We start from the raw sequence: 19,560 nt of genomic DNA on the forward strand, positions 1-19,560 counted from the left end.
TTTGAGAACCGCCGCTGGGCCGCCGCAAAGGCGAGCTTTGGTCAGGCCGTCCAGCTGGCCCCGTCGGATGCCCTGGTGCTGGCCAGCTATGGCCGGGCTCAACTTGCGGCAGGTGAGGCGAAAGCTTCCTTGAAAACAATGGAAAAATCACGCAGTTTGGACTTTAGAAACGCCCTGCTGCTAAGAGATATGTCACAAGCCTATGCCAAAACGGGTCAAAACGGTATGGCAGCACTGGTGACCGCCGAACGATACGCCCTGGTTGGACGTATTGAGGATGCAGGCCTTCATGCAAAACGTGCAACCGCACTTTTACCACGTGGCTCCGCCACTTGGCGGCGGGCACAAGATGTATTGCTGGCCTTTGAACAGAGTCAGAAAAGGAAAAGACGATGAAACCTCTTTCACGCATGGTCACAGGGGCTGCAACCGCGCTGGCACTTGTGCTGGGCACCCTGCCCGCGCAGGCCTTTGATCTTGGCGCCATGTCAGAAGATGAACGCACTGCCTTTGGCGCCGAAGTGCGCGCCTACCTGATGGAGAACCCGGAAGTGATTCTGGAGGCTGTCAATCTGCTGGAACAACAGCAGGTCGAGGCCGAGAGCCTGCGGGACGAAGACCTTGTTGCGGCCAACCTTGAGGCGCTGCACAACGATGGGTTTTCCTGGGTCGGAGGCAATCCCTACGGCGACATCACGCTGGTCGAATTCATGGACTACCGCTGTGGCTATTGCCGCAAATCTGCTCCCGAAGTGGCAAAACTCCTGCAGGAAGACGGCAATATCCGTCTGATTGTAAAGGAATTCCCTATCCTTGGTGAGGCATCCGTCTTTGCCTCCCGCTTTGCGGTGGCGACCAAACAACTGGCTGGAGATGACGCCTACGAGCAGGTTCATGACGCCTTGATGGAAATGGGGGGCGAGCCTAATGAAGTGACCATGCGCCGTCTTGCCGAAGGGCTGTCATTGGACGGCGACGCGATTTTGGCCGCCATGGACAGTGATGCCGTAACCGACGAGCTGCGCAGCACCCGCGCCCTGGCGCAAGAGCTTGCGATCTCTGGCACGCCGACCTTTGTTCTGGGAAACCAGTTGCTGCGGGGCTACCTGCCTGCGGACCAGCTGAAAATCATCGTCGAAGAGCAGCGCGAAGAAAACAGCTGACCCTGTCGCCGCCCCCTATCGCCGCACTATCATCTGAAAACAGCAAGGGCGCGAGTGAGGCGCCCTTTTTGATTCCGCAGCGTGGTCCTGCAGCGGTTTTGATCCCAGTCGACCTCAGGCCTCGGACCTCAGGCCTCGCGCGCCTCGGCAGCTTCGATCTCAGCGGCCTTTTTCTCGACCTCTTCGACAATATGCTCAACCATGGCCTCGTTGCTCATCTTGTGGCTGGCCTTGCCCGCGAGATAAACCATGCCCGCCCCGGCCCCACCGCCGGTAAAGCCAACATCGGTCATCAGCGCCTCGCCCGGCCCGTTCACCACGCAGCCAATGATCGACAGGCTCAGCGGCGTGCGAATATGTGCCAGCCGCTCTTCCAGGGTCTCTACAGTCTTGATCACGTTAAACCCCTGCCGCGCGCAGGAGGGGCACGAGATGATATTGACGCCCCGATGGCGCAGCCCAAGGGATTTGAGGATCTCAAAGCCGACCTTGACCTCTTCGACCGGATCCGCCGACAGGCTGACACGCAGAGTGTCGCCAATGCCCATCCACAACAGCTGGCCCAGGCCAATGGCCGATTTGATGGTGCCAGAAACAAAACCGCCCGCCTCGGTAATGCCAAGGTGAATGGGGGCGTCCGTGGCATCGGCCAGCTGCTGATAGGCGGCTGCGGACATAAAGACGTCAGAGGCCTTCACCGAGATCTTGAAATTGTGGAAGTCGTGATCCTCAAGAATACGGATATGATCGAGGCCACTTTCCACCATCGCCGCCGGACAGGGCTCGCCGTATTTCTCAAGCAGATGTTTTTCCAGCGAGCCTGCGTTGACGCCGATCCGGATGGCACAGTCGTGGTCGCGGGCTGCCTTGATCACCTCGGCCACACGCTTTTCATCGCCGATATTGCCTGGGTTGATGCGCAGACAGGCGGCGCCAGCCTCGGCAGCCTCAATGCCACGTTTATAGTGGAAATGGATATCTGCGATGATCGGCACCGGGCTTTCAGCCACGATTTCCTTCAGCGCCTTTGACGAGGCCTCATCCGGAACCGAAACCCGCACCAGATCTGCCCCGGCCTCAGCTGAGGCGTGGATCTGCGCAATGGTGCCTGCGACATCGGTGGTGAGCGTATTGGTCATGGTCTGTACCGCAATCGGTGCATCGCCACCGATGGCAACCTTGCCGACATGGATCTGGCGGCTTTTGCGGCGCTCGATATTGCGCCAGGGACGGATGTGATTCATGGACATGCAGGCTGATCCCGGTTGATCCTCGTTGCGTGATAGATACGGTCTCTGCCGAGGCGCTGCAATGGGTGCGCTGAGCCGCAGGGCAACTCAGTGGGCTTCTCTGTGGGTTTTCTCAGGGGATTTACCCCGGGATTTTCTCTGTGGGTTTTCTTTTCATGACGCCACAGACCACAGTCGCCAACACGGCAGTAACAAATACTGCCCCCAAACGACTGGCCCGCAATGCCAGCCCCGACAAGAGAGAGCCGCACCGTTGCACGATTTGGAAGGGAATTGGTCAGAGGCGGGCCAGTCGGAGGCCGCCTATTCGGAGGCGGACCATTCGGAGGCGGCCTATTCGGGGGCGGGCTGTGCCTGCAGTTGGGCAACCATTGTGGCCAGCGCACTGTTTTTGCCGTCTTCCAGATCAGCAACCTCAAAGCGCTCCAACACACCATCAACCGAAAGGTCAATATTCTTACTGACCTGACCGCGTTCACCAACCGGGCCAAAATGGCCGCCGTTGACAGCAAAATAAATTGCGCCGCTTTCGCCGGTCCGCAGCTTGGGCGCCTCTTCGGTCAGGGGCACTGTGAAACTGTCACCAGCGTTCATAATACCCTCGTAGATGACAGAGCCATCGGCAGAGGTCACCTGCACCCAGGAGGGGCGTACTGCAACCATTTCGACCCCTGGGGTCACATCTTCAACAACCTGTGGCACAGCCTGGCCCAAGGGCCGGTCGCAGGCAGGCTCGCCTCGGCGAGCGTCAGGCTTGGCAGCTCAGGCACGGCAAAATTGCCCAGGCTCCGTGGGTCAAGCGTGGCAATTGGCGCGTCACGTGCGGTCAGGACCGGCACATCCAGCGCCTGTGGCCGGTAAAGACGGTCCAGCGCCTCAGCGGCAGGATCGCTGCCGACGGATGCCAGAGCCTCAGCTCCCAGAGGGCGGCGCGCCGCATGCAGGGGGTCAACATCCGCCAAAACCAGCGGGGTCTGTTCAACTGGCGCAAATTGCACCTGCTGAATTTCTTTCAGAATGCTCAACCCGCCATAGCCAATGCCGCCAATCAGCCCGACAAGCACCAAAAGAGAGCCAATGGCACGGGGTTCAACCTGGCTGAAGAGACCGCCAACGGCCGGCGCAAAAGGCGTGGTCGGCGAGGTAAAAGCCCCACTGCCCAACCCACCGCCAGAAGAAATCTGCGTGGCCACAGGACGGCGCGATGAGGCTTCGGAAGACATTCCGTGCGCGACGGTAAAGCCGCTTTCCAGGCAAAACGTCTCAAACGCGACATTCGGATCCATATTCAGGTAGCGCGCATAAGAGCGCACATAGCCGGCAATAAACCCAGGGGTGTCAAAAACAGAGGGGTCAGAATTTTCGATGGCGGCAACATAGGAGGCTTTGATGCGAAGCTCGCGCTGAACATCCAGGAGGGATTTCCCCATGGTTGCGCGCTCTCCGCGCATCATATCGCCAAGGCGTAATTCATAATCATCGAAGCTCTTAGGAGCAGATGAGTTCTCATGCTCCTTAGATTTGCGCAAAGTGAGGCGCCTAATCATGCCCGCTGTCCCATCTTAGCCTGCCGTATCCGACATCTTTCGGCGCTAAACGAATCACCCCAGCGATTCACCTGCCCCTTTTCATTGATGGAAACATAACACACTCAACCATTTTGCACACATTTCTGTGCGTTAACCTGCTAATTCGGCACGATTCAGCGCACAATGCGACCACAGGCTGTCCATTGCATTGACCAGGTGATTGATTTCAGCGGGGCCATGCACTGGCGAGGGAGTAAAGCGCAGTCTCTCGGTGCCCCGCGGCACGGTCGGGTAGTTGATCGGCTGCACATAGAGGCCGAATTCGGACAGCAGCATATCGCTGAGCTTTTGGGTATGCACCGGATCGCCAACAATCACCGGAACAATATGGCTGCCGTGGTCGATGATTGGCAGGCCCAGCCCTTTCAGGCGCAGCTTCAGTGCTTTGGCCAGTTCCTGATGCTTTTCACGCAGCTCAGGGGCCTCTTTCAGATAGGCCACCGACGCGGCCGCACCTGCGGCCACGGCAGGGGAGAGCGAGGTGGTGAAAATAAACCCCGGCGCGTAGGAGCGGATCGCATCGCACATTTTGTCCGAGGCGGCGATATAGCCACCCATCACGCCATAGGCCTTGGCCAAGGTGCCATTGATAATGTCAATCCGGTGGGCAAGGTTATCGCGCTCGGTGACACCGCCACCGCGTGGACCATAAAGCCCAACCGCGTGCACCTCATCAATATAGGTCAGGGCGCCAAATTCATCCGCCAGATCGCAGATTTCTTCGATGGGACCAAAGTCACCATCCATGGAACAAACCGATTCAAAGGCAATCAGCTTGGGGGCCTTGGGATCATCCGCAGCCAAAAGTTCGCGCAGATGCGCCACATCATTGTGCCGGAAAACACGTTTTGCGCCGCCATTGCGCCGCACGCCTTCGATCATCGAGGCATGGTTCAGCGCATCCGAATAGATGATCAGTCCCGGAAACAGCTTTGGCAGCGTTGAGAGCGTCGCATCATTGGCGATATAGGCAGAGGTGAACAGCAGGGCCGCCTCCTTGCCATGCAGATCCGCCAGCTCGGCCTCAAGACGTTTGTGATAAACAGTGGTGCCCGAGATGTTTCGCGTGCCACCAGAGCCTGCCCCCGTGGCGTCAATCGCCTCGTGCATCGCCTGCAGCACAACAGGGTTTTGCCCCATGCCGAGATAGTCGTTGCCACACCAAACCGTGATATCCTGACTGCTGCCATCGGGACGGGTCCAGACCGCGTGCGGAAACTGGCCATTCTTGCGCTCGATATCGATAAAGGTGCGATAGCGCCCCTCATCATGGAGACGATCAATAGCAGCATCAAGTTTCGCGGAATAGTCCACCGGCTTCTCCATAGCTTTCTGAGGCGCTCATCTGAAAAGCGCAGGCTGTGTATCTTTGGCGCAGTTCCTGGGTCAAAACCCATTCACATTAATGAATGAGTAGCAAATGCGCGTCTCCATTTCAACCGGATACGCACACAGGCCCTTCGCAACTTTGATACAGGTCAAATAGACCTATAGCGAAAGCCCGACAAGACGGGCTGCGCCTGCTTTCCCACCGATTGCGCCACTCTGGCTGCGACAAATCCGGCAAATGCAGCATATTGGAAACCGTACTGCCCATATACGCGCCCTGTCACCCGCGACCTAAGGCGAACTTTGCAGGGACTCAAAACGGATTCGCCCCCCCCTTCGCCATGATGCGCCTCAGAATTCTGCCTCCGGCAGATCTGGCCCTGCGCATTTTGGGCTGCTAGGGTCTGCGCAATCGACCCTCTCAACCCCCTTCATCTGCCGGAGAAAACGATGTCGCTAAACGACGTGCTTGATCGGATTGACACTGACCTTGATGCCGCAACCGAGCGCCTGCTGGAGCTGCTGCGCATTCAGTCCATTTCCACCGACCCTGCCTTTAAGGCGGACTGTGACAAGGCTGCAGACTGGCTGGTTGCCGACCTGAAGTCGATCGGCATCAAGGCGGAAAAGCGCCCCACGCCGGGTCATCCCATGGTGGTTGGCCATATCGGTGAAGAAAACACCGAGGCCCCTCATGTGCTGTTTTACGGCCACTACGACGTGCAGCCGGTTGACCCACTAAACCTCTGGACCACGCCACCGTTTGAGCCACAGCTGGAAGAGACCCCCAATGGCACTGTGATCCGGGGCCGTGGCGCGTCAGATGACAAGGGCCAGCTGATGACCTTTGTCGAGGCCTGCCGCGCCTGGAAGGCCATTCACGGATCGCTCCCCTGTCGCATCACCTTTTTCTTTGAAGGCGAAGAGGAATCCGGCTCGCCTTCCCTGATTCCCTTCATGCAAGAAAACGCCGCTGAGCTGAAAGCGGATTACGCCCTGATCTGTGACACCTCGATGGTGTCGCGCGGTGTGCCCTCGATTGCCTCGCAGCTGCGTGGCATGCTGAAGGACGAGTTCACCCTTGTCGGCCCGCGCATCGATCTGCACTCGGGCCACTACGGCGGCCCCGGCCTCAACCCGCTGCGGGAAATCTCGCGCATCATCGCATCTTTCTATGACGAAGAGACCGGCGCTGTTAGCGTTGATGGCTTCTATCAAGGCGTCCATGAGGTTCCCGCCGAGCTGCTGCGCCAATGGGAGGCCTCAGGGTTTGACGCCAAAGACTACCTCGACAATGCGGGCTACACGCAGGCGCATGGCGAAAAAGACTATTCCATCCTGGAGCAGCAATGGGCCCGGCCAACGCTGGAGGTGAACGGCATCTGGGGCGGCTACAATGGCGCCGGATCAAAGACCGTGATTCCCTCAGAAGCACATTGCAAGATCACCTGCCGCCTTGTTGGCGACATGGACCCCGACGCCCTGCGCGACGCCATCCGCAAACATGTCGAAGCCCAGCTGAAGCCCGATTGCAAAGTGGTCTGGGACAATGATCTGGAAGGCTCGCGCGCCTCTGTGATGGATATCACCCGCCCAGAGTTCGAGGCCGCCCGCGGCGCCCTGAGCGATGAATGGAACCGCGAAGCGGTGTTCTGCGGCATGGGGGGCTCGATCCCGATTGCGGGCTTCTTCAAATCCATCCTCGGCATGGAATCAATGCTCATAGGCTACGCCAACGATGACGATGCCATCCATTCCCCGAATGAAAAGTATGACCTGAAGAGCTTCCACAAAGGCATGCGGTCCTGGGCCCGCATTCTGGACGCCCTGACAAAGTAGGCGAGACTAAAATCCGGGCGGGCACATCCCGTCCGGCTCTTCTCCGGCCTATCCCTGCCCCCTTTCTGGCCCCAGCTGATCGGGTCAGGCGCCCTGCCATCCTGACTGATATCCTGGCTGCCACCCTCTGCAGAGCAGCCTCGCGCCTGGACTGCGCGAAGCTGTGCCCGCTTAAGAATTGCTTATCAAAAATTCGCGATACTGGCCTCTGATGCGTGATTTCGACGATTGGAGACGAGTAATGACACAGAGCAAGTTCAAGCGACCGGCCGGTTTTGAAGGGAATCAAAAGGATCCGGAAGAAAGCTACCGAGCGGGATATCAACATGGCGTTCGCGTATTGCTGCACCATATTGAAACACACAAAACACCAGACATGGAACGTTTAACACAGTGGCTCAACACCGAGCTGACCCAGTGGCGCCACGACACCACGGCTGAGCCAATGCCGCCTTCTCCGTGACAGGCTCACAGCCCCCCTGAACTCGCCATAGGGCGCGCGGTCCCAATTGGGGCCACGAGAGGCAGCACCATGTTGAGTTCAGGGCGCTTACCGCCACGCAGGTGAGCCCACAGGTGACAGCCGAAGAACCCGAACAAGTGCTGCTTCAAAGCAGATCGCATTTCATAAAATCTTGGATTGAAAAGTGGCGCGGTTGACGGGGCTCGAACCCGCGACCCCCGGCGTGACAGGCCGGTACTCTAACCAGCTGAGCTACAACCGCGCATTTTCTCTTCACAGTGGCCGAGACCACATTCTCCATCCGGAGCGGGATTTGAGTATGCCCAAATCAGACAGGCAGCAGTGGCGCGGTTGACGGGGCTCGAACCCGCGACCCCCGGCGTGACAGGCCGGTACTCTAACCAGCTGAGCTACAACCGCGCATCTTTGCCTTTTCAGACTGCCCAAACGGGCAAGGCGTCAAAAGAAAAGTGGCGCGGTTGACGGGGCTCGAACCCGCGACCCCCGGCGTGACAGGCCGGTACTCTAACCAGCTGAGCTACAACCGCGTGCTGCCCATCCAACGTCGCCGCTGAATGTTGGGCTGTAATATTCCCAGCGCTCGGGGATCGTCAAGCGGTGTTTTGCCATTTTCTCCGCTTTGGTCAAAAAAAATAACTTTCACGCTCTAACCAGTTGATTTTCATGACTTCGAAAGAGTCTTTACCAAAATTGAAAGGGAATACCCCCTCTGCCGCCCCTGCGCTCGGTCCTCCACCAGCAACAAAATCCCCAAAGCGCGCCAAAGAGAGCGACATGACCGGGAAGCGGACAGCGGATTTTTAGGAGTACATGACCGGAGAGGGACATACTTGCCCGTCAGTCAGCTGTCAGTCAGCTGTCAGTCAGGCTGACCAGCCCGCGCGATGGCATGCAGCACCCAGCTCCTCCATTGCGTCACAAACTCTTCAGCCAGACGAGAGAGAGGCCGTTGATGCGGCGTCAGTATCGAGTAGCCAAATGGAACGTCCGGCTGGAACGCCCGAAAGACGATGCGCGCCGCATCGCCCTTGCTGCGCAGATAGGAATAGGCGCTGAGCACATCGACCACAGCACAGATCTGGCCCGCCTCAATGAACGGGAAAAGCGGCAGGAAATATTGCATATCTATGCGAATATTAAAGTCTGCCCCCTCGGAGGCAAAGGCCGCTTGCGTGTTGGCAAAGGTCGAATGTGTCGGCTGCAACGCCCCCATGGGGTGGCCATCCAGATCCCTGGCAGTGACAATGGTTTGGGCCGCCAGCGGGTGATCACAGGGCAAGGCACAGAGGCAGTAGCTAGAGATGTCCTCGTTAAAAAACAGCCGGTCGGGCCCCTCCAGCACCTCAAGGTCGCAAAAGCCGACATCAAAGCCCTGCGCCGAGATCAGATTGCGCACCTGCAGCGAGCTTCGGGTCGCAACAGACACCTGCACCTCGGGCCGGTCCGCGATAAAACTACTTATGAATTCGGGCAAAAGATAAGCCGAGGGTCCAGGCATGGCCACCACGCGCAGCCGGCCAGTTCTGCGGTCCCGCAACGCGGTCAGGTTCTGCTCCGCAACACTCAGACGATCCAGCACCTCCGAGGCTTCGGCCAACAGGTATTGTGCCTCGGGAACCGGCACCAGCCTGCGCCCCTCCCTCAGGAACAGGGCCAAGCCCAGGTCCTCCTCCAGCGTTTTCAAAGAGGCACTCACGGCGGGCTGGGTGCGATGCAGGTTGCGTGCAGCCTGGCTGACAGAACCGGATTTCATAATTTCGCGAAAAGTCGCCAACTGCTGCAAGTTCATCGCATCCCCAATGCATAACTGATTTTTATGGATACCATAATATTTCGAGTTTGCATTTATCAAACTGCGCCTGCACCCTTGAGAAATTGCATTTTAGGCTGGCAGTCCCGGATGACATGGGGCGCACAAAAAGCAACTGGGAGACGAATGACATGAGTATTTTTGCCACAATCACCGAGGCCGCGCTGGCCTGCACCATGATGACAGGCGTCGCCGTGGCGCAGGAAATGACCTTTTTCCGTATCGGTACAGGGGGTGCCGGCGGCACCTATTTCCCTATCGGTGGCATCATTGCCAATGCGATCTCAAACCCACCCGGCTCTCGGGCCTGTGAAGAGGGCGGCAACTGCGGCGTGCCGGGCCTGGTGGCTATTGCGCAGTCGACCAATGCCTCGGCCCATAATGTCAACGCCATTCAGGCGGGGCAGATGGAGTCTGGTCTCTCCGGCGCCGCCACGCTGCATTTTGCCTCTCACGGCGTCGGCAAATACGAGGGCAACGCCAAACCTGACCTGCGGATCATTGCCAATCTCTACCCCGAAGACCTGCATCTGCGGATGCCCAAGGGGGCCGCTCTGAATGGCCTTGGTGATCTGAAAGGTAAGCGCGTTGGCATCGCGCAGGCGGGCTCTGGCACACAAATCGCGGTAGAGCTGATCGTTGGCGACCACGGCGTCAACCGCGACAACATCAGTGCGGCTGAGCTGAACAACAGCCAATCCGCGGAACGTCTGGCCGATGGGCAGCTGGATGCCTATTTCTATGCCGCCGGTACCCCGGTTGCGGCCATGATCCAGTTGGACAACACCAAGGGCATGGAGCTTTATAACTTTACCGATGAAGAGGTGAAGCAGGCCAACACGACGGTGCCTTATTACATTCCCTCAAAAATCCCTGCGGGCACCTATCCCGGCGTGCCATACGATGTGAACACCGTTGCCGTCTCGGGCATTATGGTGACCAACGCCAATATCGACGAAGAGCTGGTCTATCAGATCACCAAGGCCCTGTGGTCGAAAACCGCCCGCAAGCTGCTGGATAATGGCCACCCCAAAGGCAAGGTCATCACGATGGAGACCGCCCTGGACGGTGTCGAGGGCATTGGCGTGCCACTGCACCCCGGTGCCGAGCGCTTTTATCGCGAAGCCGGCCTGTTGAAGTAGCCCCTCCTCTTTGGCCGATGGCGGCAGCGGAACGCCCACCGCTGCCGCCTTATTTATCGACGCAGTCTGTCGGCACAGTCTGTCGACACAGTCCGAATGCCAGCCCCTGCAGCAGGAACCTTCCCCAATGCCATTGCAATCCCACCTCGACAACAAGGCGCTTGAAGAGCTTGAGAAGAAATACGATTCTGCTCTGAACACCCGCGACAATGGCCCTGTGATCAGCAAGCTGCTGTATTGGGCAATGATCTGTTTTGCGCTTTACCATCTGTGACGGCCGGGTTTGGCACGCCGGTGGACCACGTGCATATGGGCATTCACCTGACCGGGTTGTTCATGTTCATCTTCACAGGCTTTCCCCTGATCAAATCCGCCCGCGCGCTGGAATGGCGCGGCGCCTCGCCGCTGGCACCGGGCAATGTGCCGCTCTATGACTGGGCGCTGGCCGGGCTGGCCATTGCCGCCTCGCTGTTTTTGTGGCTTAGCTGGCGCGGCTTTGCCGGCTTTGGCTTTGATTTGCCCGAACAGGCGATGCGACAGGGAGCCCCTTGGGGGCTGGAGGTGTTCTTGGGCTCGGTGCTGTTGGTGACGGTGCTGGAGATCGCCCGCCGCACCATTGGCTTTGTGCTGCCGCTGATCATTTTGGTCTTCATGTCCTACGCGCTGTTTGGCCCCTACATGCCGGCGCAGATCCTGAAACATCCCGGCGTCGACTGGCGTCAGTTCGTCAACAATATGTATTTCCCCTCCGAAGGCATCTTTGGCGTCACCCTCTGGGTGGTCTCAACCGTGGTGTTCCATTTCGTGCTGTTTGGCGTGGTGGCGCAGCGGATGGGGCTGGGGCAGTTCTTTGTCGACAACGCCATGATCATGGCGGGGCGCTACACTGGCGGCCCTGCCAAAGTCTCGGTGGTGTCCTCCGCGTTTTTTGGCACCATCTCAGGCAGCTCTATCGCCAACACGGTTTCCACGGGGTCGCTCACCATCCCCAACATGAAGAAAATGGGCTATCCCGTGGACATTTCGCCGGCGGTGTCGAGGCTGCGGCCTCGGCCGGTGGCCAGATCACCCCACCGATTATGGGCGCGGCCTCGTTCCTGATGGCTGAATATCTAGAGGTGCCCTATACCACCATCGTGATCGCGGCCATCGTGCCCGCATTGATGCACTACATTGGTGTGATGTCTATTGTGCACTTCACCGCCAAAAAGCTGAATCTGCCGACCTATACCAAAGAAGAGTTGCCCAAAATTGTGCAGGTCTGGCGGGAGGGCTGGTTCACCATCATACCGCTGATCGCCCTGCTGGTGGTGCTGTTCTCGGGCTATTCGCCAAACATGGCGGCCTTTGTCGGGTTGATCCTCTGCGTCATTGTTGGCTTTTGCGCCTTTGACAAACCCGCATCGCTAATCATCCCCCTCGCCTTTCTTGGCTATATCTTCTGGAAGGCTTCGCCCTATTCCGGCGAGGGTTACAGCCCGGGCATGGCCGGCGTCCTTGCGGGTCTGACCATCCTTGGCACCCTGCACCGCAACACACGCCAGAGCTTTGGTGATCTGTTCGACAGCTTCCACGTCGGCGTGCAATATGCGCTTGCCGTTGGCGCCGCCTCGGCCGCCGTAGGCATCGTCGTGGGTGTGATCAACACCACCGGTGTCGGCTTTCGCCTGGGCTTTATGGTCACGGGTGGGGCCGCAGATATTGCGGCCAGTGTGGCGCCGCTGGTGGAATGGAGCAATATTGACGCCTTCAGCCAGCCTGCGCTGCAGCAGTTCATCTCGCTGGTTCTGATCGCCATGGCCTGTATTTTGATGGGCGCGGGCCTGCCGACAACAGCGCTGTATATCATGCTGGTCGCGGTTGCGACGCCAGCGCTGTCACAGCTTGGCGTGCCGCCACTCGCCACCCATATGTTTGTGCTGTATTACGGTGTGATCTCCGAAATCACCCCACCGGTCTGCGCCTCGGCCTATGCAGCCGCAGGAATTGCCGGGTCAAACCCTTTCCGCACCGGCCTCAGCGCGTTCACGCTGGGCTTGGGCAAACTGATGGTGCCGATGGTCTTTGTCTATGCGCCAACCATGCTGATCGTGTTGCCAGAGTATTTCACCCTCACCAGTTTTCTGCAGGTGACCGTGACCTGTGCCCTTGGCGTCTTTGCAATCGCCACGGCAGTGTCGGGCTACTTCCTCGCACCTCTCAGCGGGGCGTGGAGAGCACTGATGGCCCTTGGCGGCCTGTTCCTCGTCGCGCCCAGCCTGAACTCTGACCTCCTGGCCCTGGTTGTCATGTCCCCCGCCCTGATGCAGCAGCTGTCCAGACAAAAACGTTCAAAAGCGGTCATCTGATGCCAGAACAAAACAACATTGATGTGACGGTTCTGGGATCAGGCATTGTCGGGATTTGCACCGGCTTGGCGCTGCTTGAAAAAGGCCTGCAGGTTCGCTTGCTGGACCGTGATGACCCCGGGCAGGCCACCTCGTTTGGCAATGCCGGGGTCATCTCGCCCTGGTCGGTTGTGCCCCAATCGATGCCGGGTCTCTGGAAGAAGGTTCCGGGCTGGCTGCTCGATCCGCTGGGTCCGGTCACTGTGCGCCCCAGATACCTGCCGCGTCTTGCCCCCTGGGTTCTGCGGTTTCTCTATGAAGGGCGGGCCAGCCGGATTGGCGAGATCTCCAAAGCCATGGATCAGCTGAACCGTGACAATGTCAGCCTGTTTCGCAGCCTTTTGCAGGGCACTGGACAAGAGCATCTATTGCGCGACAGCTATTACGTGCATGCGTTTCGCAGTGCCGAAGCCGCCGGGGCGATGTCGCCCGACTACAGCATGCGGCAAGAGTTTGGTGCGTCGATAGCACGGATAGGCGCTGGTGATCTGCGCGATCTGGAGCCCGATCTGAGCCATGATTTTCAGGCCGCGATCCTGCTGAAAGGACAGGCCCGGGCCACCTCTCCGGGGCGTCTGGGCGCCGTTCTGGCCGACAAATTCAGGGCCCTGGGTGGCGAAACCATCTGCGAAGAGGTCACAGAGATACGACCAGAGGCACAGGGTGAGGGAGAGCGCGGCTGGAGCTATGTCACGGCCTCAGGACGTCACCAAACCCCCAAGCTGGTTCTCGCCATGGGGGCCTGGTCGGCACAGCTGCTGAAACCTCTGGGCATTCGCATCCCTCTGGAGGCAGAGCGCGGCTACCACGTCTCCTTTGCTGATCCCGGCGTCCAGCTCAGCCATTCGGTCATGGATATGGACATGAAATTCGTGGCCTCTTCAATGGAAGAGGGGCTGCGCGTCGCCGGAACCGCCGAGTTTGCCGGTCTGGACGCGCCGAACAATCAAAACAGGATCAAAGCGCTGGTGAAACTGGGGCAAAACCTGCTGCCGGGCCTGTCCTGCGAAAAGATCAGCACCTGGTCGGGCCAAAGACCCAGCCTGCCCGACAGTCTTCCCTGCATTGGTGAAATCGAGGGTTTTCCGGGTCTGATAACCGCTTTTGGCCACAGCCACTATGGCTTGATGATGGCGCCAAAGACCGGCCGCATCGTGGCTGATATTGCGGCCAGTGTTCCCGCCAATATCGACCTCACCCCCTATACTCCAAATCGATTCTGAGAGGGTTTCGCGATGACAGTTCTGTGTGGAGGGCAAAATATCTGCGGCCTTGCGATTGGCGTGCTCTCGCTGGAAAGTTACTTCCCAAAGCCCGCGGGGCACATCAAGAACCCCGCCTCCCTGCCCTTTACCACGACCTATGAAATCCTGCAGGGGATCACGGTGCCAGAACTGTTGAACAACCCGTCGCCGGAGATGCTAGAGCCCATTGTTGCCGCGGCCATTCGGCTTGAGAAACAGGGCGTCAAAGCCATTACCGGGTCTAGTGGCTTTGTGGCCCTGTTCCAGCGCGAGATTGCGCAATCGGTCTCGGTTCCGGTGTTTCTCTCGTCGCTTTTGCAGGTTCCGCTGGCCTACCAGATGACCCGGGCGCCCGTTGGCGTGCTGACCGCCTCAGCTCCTGCGCTGACGCCAAAGCACATTGACGGCGACGGTGCCTCGGGGGTTCCGATCATCGTGCAGGGCCTTGAAGAGACGCAGGAATTCGCATCGGTGATTTTGCGCAACGAACGCAACTCTATGGACCTGAACAAAATTGAAGCGGAAGTTCAGGCCGCGGCCAGTCGGCTGATTGAAGCGGCACCAGACATCAAGTCCGTCGTGCTGGAATGCACCGATCTGCCGCCCTACGCACAAAAACTACAACATGCGATTAAACGCCCAGTGTTCGATCTCACGACGCTCGCAACAATGATGCATGATGTTGTTCTGCGCCAAAGCTATGCCGGGGTCTGAAAACGCAAAGCGGATCAAGCCTTCTTTGGAGCCAAAACACCTTCCACAGGCCCGCCTTTACACAGGCCCGCCTTTACACAGGCCCGTCTTTACGCAGGCCCGCCTTTTGAAAGGCAGGTGACTTTGACAGCCCAAACCAAAAATGAATCTGGGGCTGGCCAAACCAAAAAATGAGGCCGACAGGCTTACCTAGACTATACAATTTTACACACTTTTTTGACCGTCTTTTGACCGTCTTTCGCACAAATTAATATGTCGCATGCATTGAGGACCACATGTAATTTTTTGTGGAGTCCAAACGATGTCATTCAAAAAGTCTATCTTGGTTGCTGCGGCTTTAGCGGCACTGCCAGTTCTCGCGAGTGCGCAAGAAGGCGTGACCGGCAATTCTGTTGCCTTTGCACAGGTCGCCGCTCTTGAAGGTCCAGCCGCTGCCCTGGGACAGGGGATGCGCCTTGGCATGCTGGCTGCCTTTGAAGAAGCCAATGCGGCAGGTGGCATTCATGGGCGCACCATCACCCTGGAAAGCATGAATGACACCTATGAGCCGGATCGCTCCGTTGCTCTGGTAAAGTCCGTCGTTGAAGCAAACAACCACATTGGCCTGATCGGCCTTGTCGGCACACCGACCGCCTCTGCGACGCAGCCAATCGCGACCGAAGCCAATATTCCCTTTGTTGGCCCCTTCACCGGTGCGGGTTTCCTGCGCGACGCGAGCCACGGCAACATCTTTAACGTTCGCGCCACCTATTTTGCCGAAGCCGAAGCATGGATTGAGTATTTGGTTGACCAAAAAGGCATGAAGAATATTGCATTGCTGTACCAGGATGATGGTTTTGGCCGTGTAGGTCTGGCGGGCGTGACCGCCGCTTTGGAAAGCCGTGGCATGACGCTCGTGGCCGAAGGAACCTACACCCGAAATACAACTGCGGTGAAAAAAGCGCTCCTGACCATCAAAAAGGCAAAACCAGATGCCGTTGTCATGGTGGGCGCCTATAAACCTGTTGCCGAGTTCATCAAACTGTCCCGTAAACTGAAGTTCAACCCGACCTTCGTGAACATCTCTTTTGTTGGCTCCGATGCCCTGGCAAAGGAACTTGGTGAGGCTGGTGAAGATGTGATCATCAGCCAGGTTGTTCCTTTCCCTTGGGATGCTTCGGTGCCAGCCGTTGCCCAGTATCAGCAGGCCCTGAAAGCAGCTGATCCAGCGGCGGAGCCAGGTTTTGTAACCCTGGAAGGCTATTTGACAGGTCGCCTGGCCCTGGCTGCTCTGGACGCTGCCGGTACGGATCTGACACGGACCTCCTTCCTTGCAGCCCTGGCTGGCCTTCGGACTGTCGATTTTGGCGGTGTCACCATGACCTTTGGACCTGATGACAATCAGGGCATGGACAGCGTTTTCCTGACCAAAATCACCAAGGACGGTGGCTTTCAGCCCGTTGTGTCCGGTGGCGGCTCATAATCGTAAAATTGCGTGAAGGCGCACGCGCGTCTTTACAAACACAATCTGCCCGGTTTCCGGGCAGATGCCCCCGAGTTCTGGAAATACAGGTAGCAACATGCCGAAACAGCCACCCAAGATAGCCAAACGCCGCCGCCATCCGCTTTCCAGCATCAGGGCCAAGATGATCCTGATCCTATTGTCCATGGCAGCCACATCCGCTGCCTGCGGGTTTGCGGTTTTCTTTGCCTTTGAACGCATCTCTGGCGACATGACCAGCTTGTCTGAGGAAAAGCTGCCCCAAATGGAGCTGAGTACCCAGCTTATCGGGGCTGCGAGTAAAACCAAGAATGCTATGGTTGCGGTCATGCTGGCAGAGGCACCTGAAGTGCTTGAGACCGCGACGAAAGAAGTGAATGACGCCGTCCTCCTGCTGGAAACTGTCGTTGCAGAATTACCCGAGGCCCTGCGCCCGGAGTTTTCCAAAGACGTTGCCGAAATAGAGGCCGCGCTCGCCGGCTCTATTTCGGCCCGTTCGATTGCCTTCAAAAACTCGGCTTGGGTGATGGCACAGACAACAGAACTCCAGGCGCTGAGCAGCACGTTGCAAGGTGCGCTGGTAGAGATCGCGGATGATGCCTATTTCAATCTGACAATCGGCGGCGAGGACACGATGACCTCGATTGACGCCACCCTTCTGGACCTGGTGGAAACCAAATTCACCACGCTGCAAACCCTTCTTGAGGCACGGGCAGAGTTTAATCTGTTGTCCGGTGTCGCCCTGGCGCTTGGCAGCGCACAAGACAGCAGCCTGGCAGCCATTCTTTCAGATCTGGCAAAAGCCTCAAGTGTCCGGCTTTCTGGTGCTTTGGACACGCTTGAGACCAGAGCCGCAGAAGTCGTGGAGGTTTCGGCACTTCGTGAGGCCAACACAACGCTAGAAAATGCGATTAAAAAGGGCCAATATCAAACAGCTGAGCTGCGTCAGGCCGTCTTGTCAGCACGTCAGTCCAGCGACGCGATCCTTGCGTCTTCGGTTGATGATATGGTGTTTGAGCTGACAATCGCCGCAGATGACGCAAGCACCGGCAACCGCGAAGCCATTCAAAGCCTGATCGACAACGAAGTTGGCTTTCTCAACACGCTTCTTGAAATCAACACCTGGATCAGCAGCTTCCAAGTTGCCGCTCTGGATGTGGTAACATCCCCCGATGTTGACAAAACCCGTCTGGCTGCGACCTCTCTGGAACGCGCCGCAGAAGCGCTCAACGGCTTCATTGGATTTAGCGATGGCGTGGTTGACGCCCCTCTGAGCGCGATCACGGCCCTGGCAGATCCCGAACAAGGGCTTTCTGCTTTCAGAATCGCCTCTATCACTGCGGATGCAACGGCAAAGGTCGAAGCAACATCAACCGCCAACATCGTGCTGCAGATTGCAGGTCAGGCCTCCTTGCTGGGCTCAGAAAGCCTGGGCGAAATTGGCGTCATGGCCGGTGAAATTTCCTCTGAAGTGAGCGAAGCAAAGGCCAATCTCGAATATCTTCTGGCCTTCTCAGGCGGCCTTTTGGTTGCGGCACTGCTGTTGACACAATGGTTGGTGCAGCGCCCCCTCAATGCCATCAGTCAAACAACCGAACGCCTCGCCGAGGGCGACCTGAGCCCCATTCTCGGCTTTGACCGCGCCAGCGATGAAATCCACCGGATTGCCAAGGCCCTGACGGTGTTTCGTGATGGTCTTGTTGAAAAGCAGGAACTGGCCGAGACAGCCGAGGCCGACAGAGCCGCGCATCAGGCCCAGCAAGCCGCGGCCGTGGCCGCCATTGGCGACGGTCTTGCGCATCTTTCCAAGGGGGATCTGACCTATCGGATCGATCAGGAGCTTAGCGCCGGCTACGACCAGCTGAAAGCGGATTTCAACAGCACCGCGGAAACCCTGAGCAGCACCGTGGTTGAAGTGGTCACCGTGTCGTCCTCGATCCGCAATGGGGCGTCAGAAATCAGCCAGGCGTCAGACGATCTGTCACGCAGAACCGAAAGCCAGGCTGCGACGCTGGAAGAAACGGCTGCTGCCCTGGACGAGTTGACGGCCAGTGTCCGCTCGGCTGCAGAAGGCGCGCGTTCCGCTGAGGCCACAACACAAGAGACAAAAGCCGAGGCAACAGCCAGCGGCAAGATTGTCGAAAGTGCCGTGGTTGCGATGCAGGATATTGAGACCAGCTCAAAACAGATCGCGCAGATCATCGGCGTGATTGATGACATTGCCTTTCAGACCAACCTGCTTGCCCTGAATGCGGGTGTAGAGGCTGCGCGTGCAGGCGATGCCGGTCGTGGATTTGCAGTTGTTGCCTCCGAGGTCAGGGGCCTTTCGCAACGGACTGCGGCTGCCGCACGGGAAATCACTGATCTGATCAGCAAAAGTTCCAAACAGGTGGACTCTGGTGTTGAACTGGTCGGGGGCGCAGGCAAAGCCTTGCAATCCATTGTGACGCAGATTGGCCATATCTCTCAATTGGTTTCCGAAATTGCCGATGGAGCAACCGAGCAAGCCACAGGCCTGAACGAAACCAATATCGGCATTACCGAGCTGGACAAAGTCACGCAACAAAACGCTGCAATGGTAGAGCAATCTACCGCTGCCAGCCATATGTTGCGAAGCGATGCCGGGCGCCTTACGGAACTGGTGGCGCATTTCACCGTTGCCCGCGCCACAGCTGATGCAGGCAACGCGCAGGACTTTGGCCTGGGCAGTGGCGCTGATGAGGAGTACGAGCGCTACGCCTGACAGACACGGCGCCAGCACCAGAGTTGCTAGTCACAGCTATGAGCCAACGCCTGCGGATCTGGTTCATGCCCTCACGGGTATGAACCAGCCTGCCCCCACTCTTGCCAACTCCTCCTAGCGAGACTGTGAGAGTGTGAGAGTGACGGTCGCAAGGCGGCCTGGCGGCAACAGGCGCAATCCTGACAGGGGCGCCACAGCCACCTCATTTAACGCAGATCTGCCAGCAGGCGGCGCATCATGTGGCTCGGCTGTAGCCCATAGACCGACAGCACGTTTGCAAAGCCGTTTACGTAAAATGTCCACCTACATCAAAAAATGTCAGGCCCATTTTTTTTGGTTGGAGGGTGGGGAGTGTCTGGTGGGTGATGAGAGGCTCGAACTCCCGA

At 58.1% G+C, this 19,560-nt stretch carries 12 protein-coding genes, 3 tRNA genes and 2 pseudogenes; 10 read left to right on the forward strand and 7 right to left on the reverse strand.

Features of this window, described 5'->3' with window-relative positions; translation table 11 throughout:
* Positions 1 to 396: tetratricopeptide repeat protein (locus tag B4968_RS18100; protein ID WP_479559064.1), on the forward strand; the 396-nt coding region annotated here is incomplete at its 5' end.
* Positions 393 to 1,163 carry a DsbA family protein gene (locus B4968_RS18105; protein ID WP_083100771.1) on the forward strand — a complete coding sequence of 257 codons (771 nt, stop codon included), beginning with the start codon at positions 393 to 395 and terminating at the stop codon, positions 1,161 to 1,163. The genes B4968_RS18100 and B4968_RS18105, both read left to right, overlap by 4 nt.
* A 128-nt stretch (positions 1,164 to 1,291) precedes the next feature.
* On the opposite strand, the gene ispG is transcribed toward B4968_RS18105, so the two are convergent.
* The 3 genes and pseudogenes from ispG to hemA form a co-directional block, all read right to left on the reverse strand.
* A complete protein-coding gene (ispG, locus tag B4968_RS18110) occupies positions 1,292 to 2,413 on the reverse strand; it encodes a flavodoxin-dependent (E)-4-hydroxy-3-methylbut-2-enyl-diphosphate synthase (RefSeq protein ID WP_083100772.1) in 1,122 nt (373 codons plus the stop codon).
* 333 nt (positions 2,414 to 2,746) lie between these two features.
* Positions 2,747 to 3,960: pseudogene (locus B4968_RS18115) on the reverse strand (helix-turn-helix domain-containing protein).
* Positions 3,961 to 4,092: 132 nt separating this feature from the next.
* On the reverse strand, positions 4,093 to 5,316 hold the full coding sequence (hemA, locus tag B4968_RS18120; RefSeq protein WP_083100779.1) for a 5-aminolevulinate synthase: 1,224 nt from the start codon (positions 5,314 to 5,316) through the stop codon (positions 4,093 to 4,095).
* 465 nt (positions 5,317 to 5,781) lie between these two features.
* Here hemA and B4968_RS18125 point away from each other — a divergent pair, with 465 nt between their 5' ends.
* Both B4968_RS18125 and B4968_RS18130 read left to right on the forward strand, forming a co-directional pair.
* Entirely contained in the window at positions 5,782 to 7,170 is a 1,389-nt protein-coding gene (locus B4968_RS18125; RefSeq protein WP_083100773.1) for a M20/M25/M40 family metallo-hydrolase, read from the forward strand.
* Between the two features lie 241 nt (positions 7,171 to 7,411).
* Complete coding sequence (locus tag B4968_RS18130) at positions 7,412 to 7,633, forward strand: hypothetical protein (protein WP_083100774.1); 222 nt, start codon at positions 7,412 to 7,414, stop codon at positions 7,631 to 7,633.
* A gap of 185 nt (positions 7,634 to 7,818) precedes the next feature.
* On the opposite strand, the gene B4968_RS18135 is transcribed toward B4968_RS18130, so the two are convergent.
* The 4 genes from B4968_RS18135 to B4968_RS18150 form a co-directional block, all read right to left on the reverse strand.
* Positions 7,819 to 7,895, reverse strand: a tRNA-Asp gene (locus B4968_RS18135).
* Between the two features lie 81 nt (positions 7,896 to 7,976).
* Positions 7,977 to 8,053: transfer RNA gene (locus tag B4968_RS18140), tRNA-Asp, on the reverse strand.
* A gap of 51 nt (positions 8,054 to 8,104) precedes the next feature.
* Positions 8,105 to 8,181 (reverse strand) — tRNA-Asp (locus B4968_RS18145).
* A 332-nt stretch (positions 8,182 to 8,513) separates the two neighbouring features.
* On the reverse strand, positions 8,514 to 9,443 hold the full coding sequence (locus B4968_RS18150) for a LysR family transcriptional regulator (RefSeq protein ID WP_083100780.1): 930 nt from the start codon (positions 9,441 to 9,443) through the stop codon (positions 8,514 to 8,516).
* 152 nt (positions 9,444 to 9,595) lie between these two features.
* Here B4968_RS18150 and B4968_RS18155 point away from each other — a divergent pair, with 152 nt between their 5' ends.
* The 6 genes and pseudogenes from B4968_RS18155 to B4968_RS18180 all read left to right on the forward strand — a co-directional run bounded on the left by B4968_RS18155 (position 9,596) and on the right by B4968_RS18180 (position 19,174).
* Positions 9,596 to 10,606 carry a TAXI family TRAP transporter solute-binding subunit gene (locus B4968_RS18155; protein ID WP_083100781.1) on the forward strand — a complete coding sequence of 337 codons (1,011 nt, stop codon included), beginning with the start codon at positions 9,596 to 9,598 and terminating at the stop codon, positions 10,604 to 10,606.
* A 127-nt stretch (positions 10,607 to 10,733) separates the two neighbouring features.
* Positions 10,734 to 12,954, forward strand: a pseudogene (locus tag B4968_RS26275) (TRAP transporter permease).
* Positions 12,954 to 14,216, forward strand: coding sequence for an NAD(P)/FAD-dependent oxidoreductase (locus B4968_RS18165; RefSeq protein ID WP_083100775.1), 1,263 nt, complete (start codon positions 12,954 to 12,956; stop codon positions 14,214 to 14,216). Before B4968_RS26275 ends, B4968_RS18165 begins: the two are co-directional and overlap by 1 nt.
* 12 nt (positions 14,217 to 14,228) lie before the next feature.
* Positions 14,229 to 14,951: an aspartate/glutamate racemase family protein gene (locus B4968_RS18170; RefSeq protein ID WP_083100776.1), complete on the forward strand. Its 723-nt coding sequence runs from the start codon at positions 14,229 to 14,231 to the stop codon at positions 14,949 to 14,951.
* A gap of 301 nt (positions 14,952 to 15,252) precedes the next feature.
* Positions 15,253 to 16,413, forward strand: coding sequence for an ABC transporter substrate-binding protein (locus B4968_RS18175; protein WP_083100777.1), 1,161 nt, complete (start codon positions 15,253 to 15,255; stop codon positions 16,411 to 16,413).
* A gap of 97 nt (positions 16,414 to 16,510) precedes the next feature.
* Positions 16,511 to 19,174 (forward strand): methyl-accepting chemotaxis protein, encoded by a 2,664-nt coding sequence (locus B4968_RS18180; RefSeq protein WP_083100778.1) that lies wholly within the window; start codon positions 16,511 to 16,513, stop codon positions 19,172 to 19,174.
* The last annotated feature ends 386 nt before the right edge of the window (positions 19,175 to 19,560 follow it).

Origin of the sequence: Pseudophaeobacter leonis, from assembly GCF_002087335.1 — a bacterium.
In the GTDB taxonomy this organism is placed as follows: Bacteria; Pseudomonadota; Alphaproteobacteria; order Rhodobacterales; family Rhodobacteraceae; genus Pseudophaeobacter; species Pseudophaeobacter leonis.

Excerpts from the sequence above, each read along its gene's own strand:
- B4968_RS18105 (WP_083100771.1), top strand. The coding sequence starts at position 393 with ATGAAACCTCTTTCACGCATGGTCACAGGGGCTGCAACCGCGCTGGCA.
- ispG (WP_083100772.1), bottom strand. The coding sequence starts at position 2,413 with ATGTCCATGAATCACATCCGTCCCTGGCGCAATATCGAGCGCCGCAAA.
- B4968_RS18125 (WP_083100773.1), top strand. The coding sequence starts at position 5,782 with ATGTCGCTAAACGACGTGCTTGATCGGATTGACACTGACCTTGATGCC.
- B4968_RS18130 (WP_083100774.1), top strand. The coding sequence starts at position 7,412 with ATGACACAGAGCAAGTTCAAGCGACCGGCCGGTTTTGAAGGGAATCAA.
- B4968_RS18150 (WP_083100780.1), bottom strand. The coding sequence starts at position 9,443 with ATGAACTTGCAGCAGTTGGCGACTTTTCGCGAAATTATGAAATCCGGT.
- B4968_RS18155 (WP_083100781.1), top strand. The coding sequence starts at position 9,596 with ATGAGTATTTTTGCCACAATCACCGAGGCCGCGCTGGCCTGCACCATG.
- B4968_RS18165 (WP_083100775.1), top strand. The coding sequence starts at position 12,954 with ATGCCAGAACAAAACAACATTGATGTGACGGTTCTGGGATCAGGCATT.
- B4968_RS18170 (WP_083100776.1), top strand. The coding sequence starts at position 14,229 with ATGACAGTTCTGTGTGGAGGGCAAAATATCTGCGGCCTTGCGATTGGC.
- B4968_RS18175 (WP_083100777.1), top strand. The coding sequence starts at position 15,253 with ATGTCATTCAAAAAGTCTATCTTGGTTGCTGCGGCTTTAGCGGCACTG.
- B4968_RS18180 (WP_083100778.1), top strand. The coding sequence starts at position 16,511 with ATGCCGAAACAGCCACCCAAGATAGCCAAACGCCGCCGCCATCCGCTT.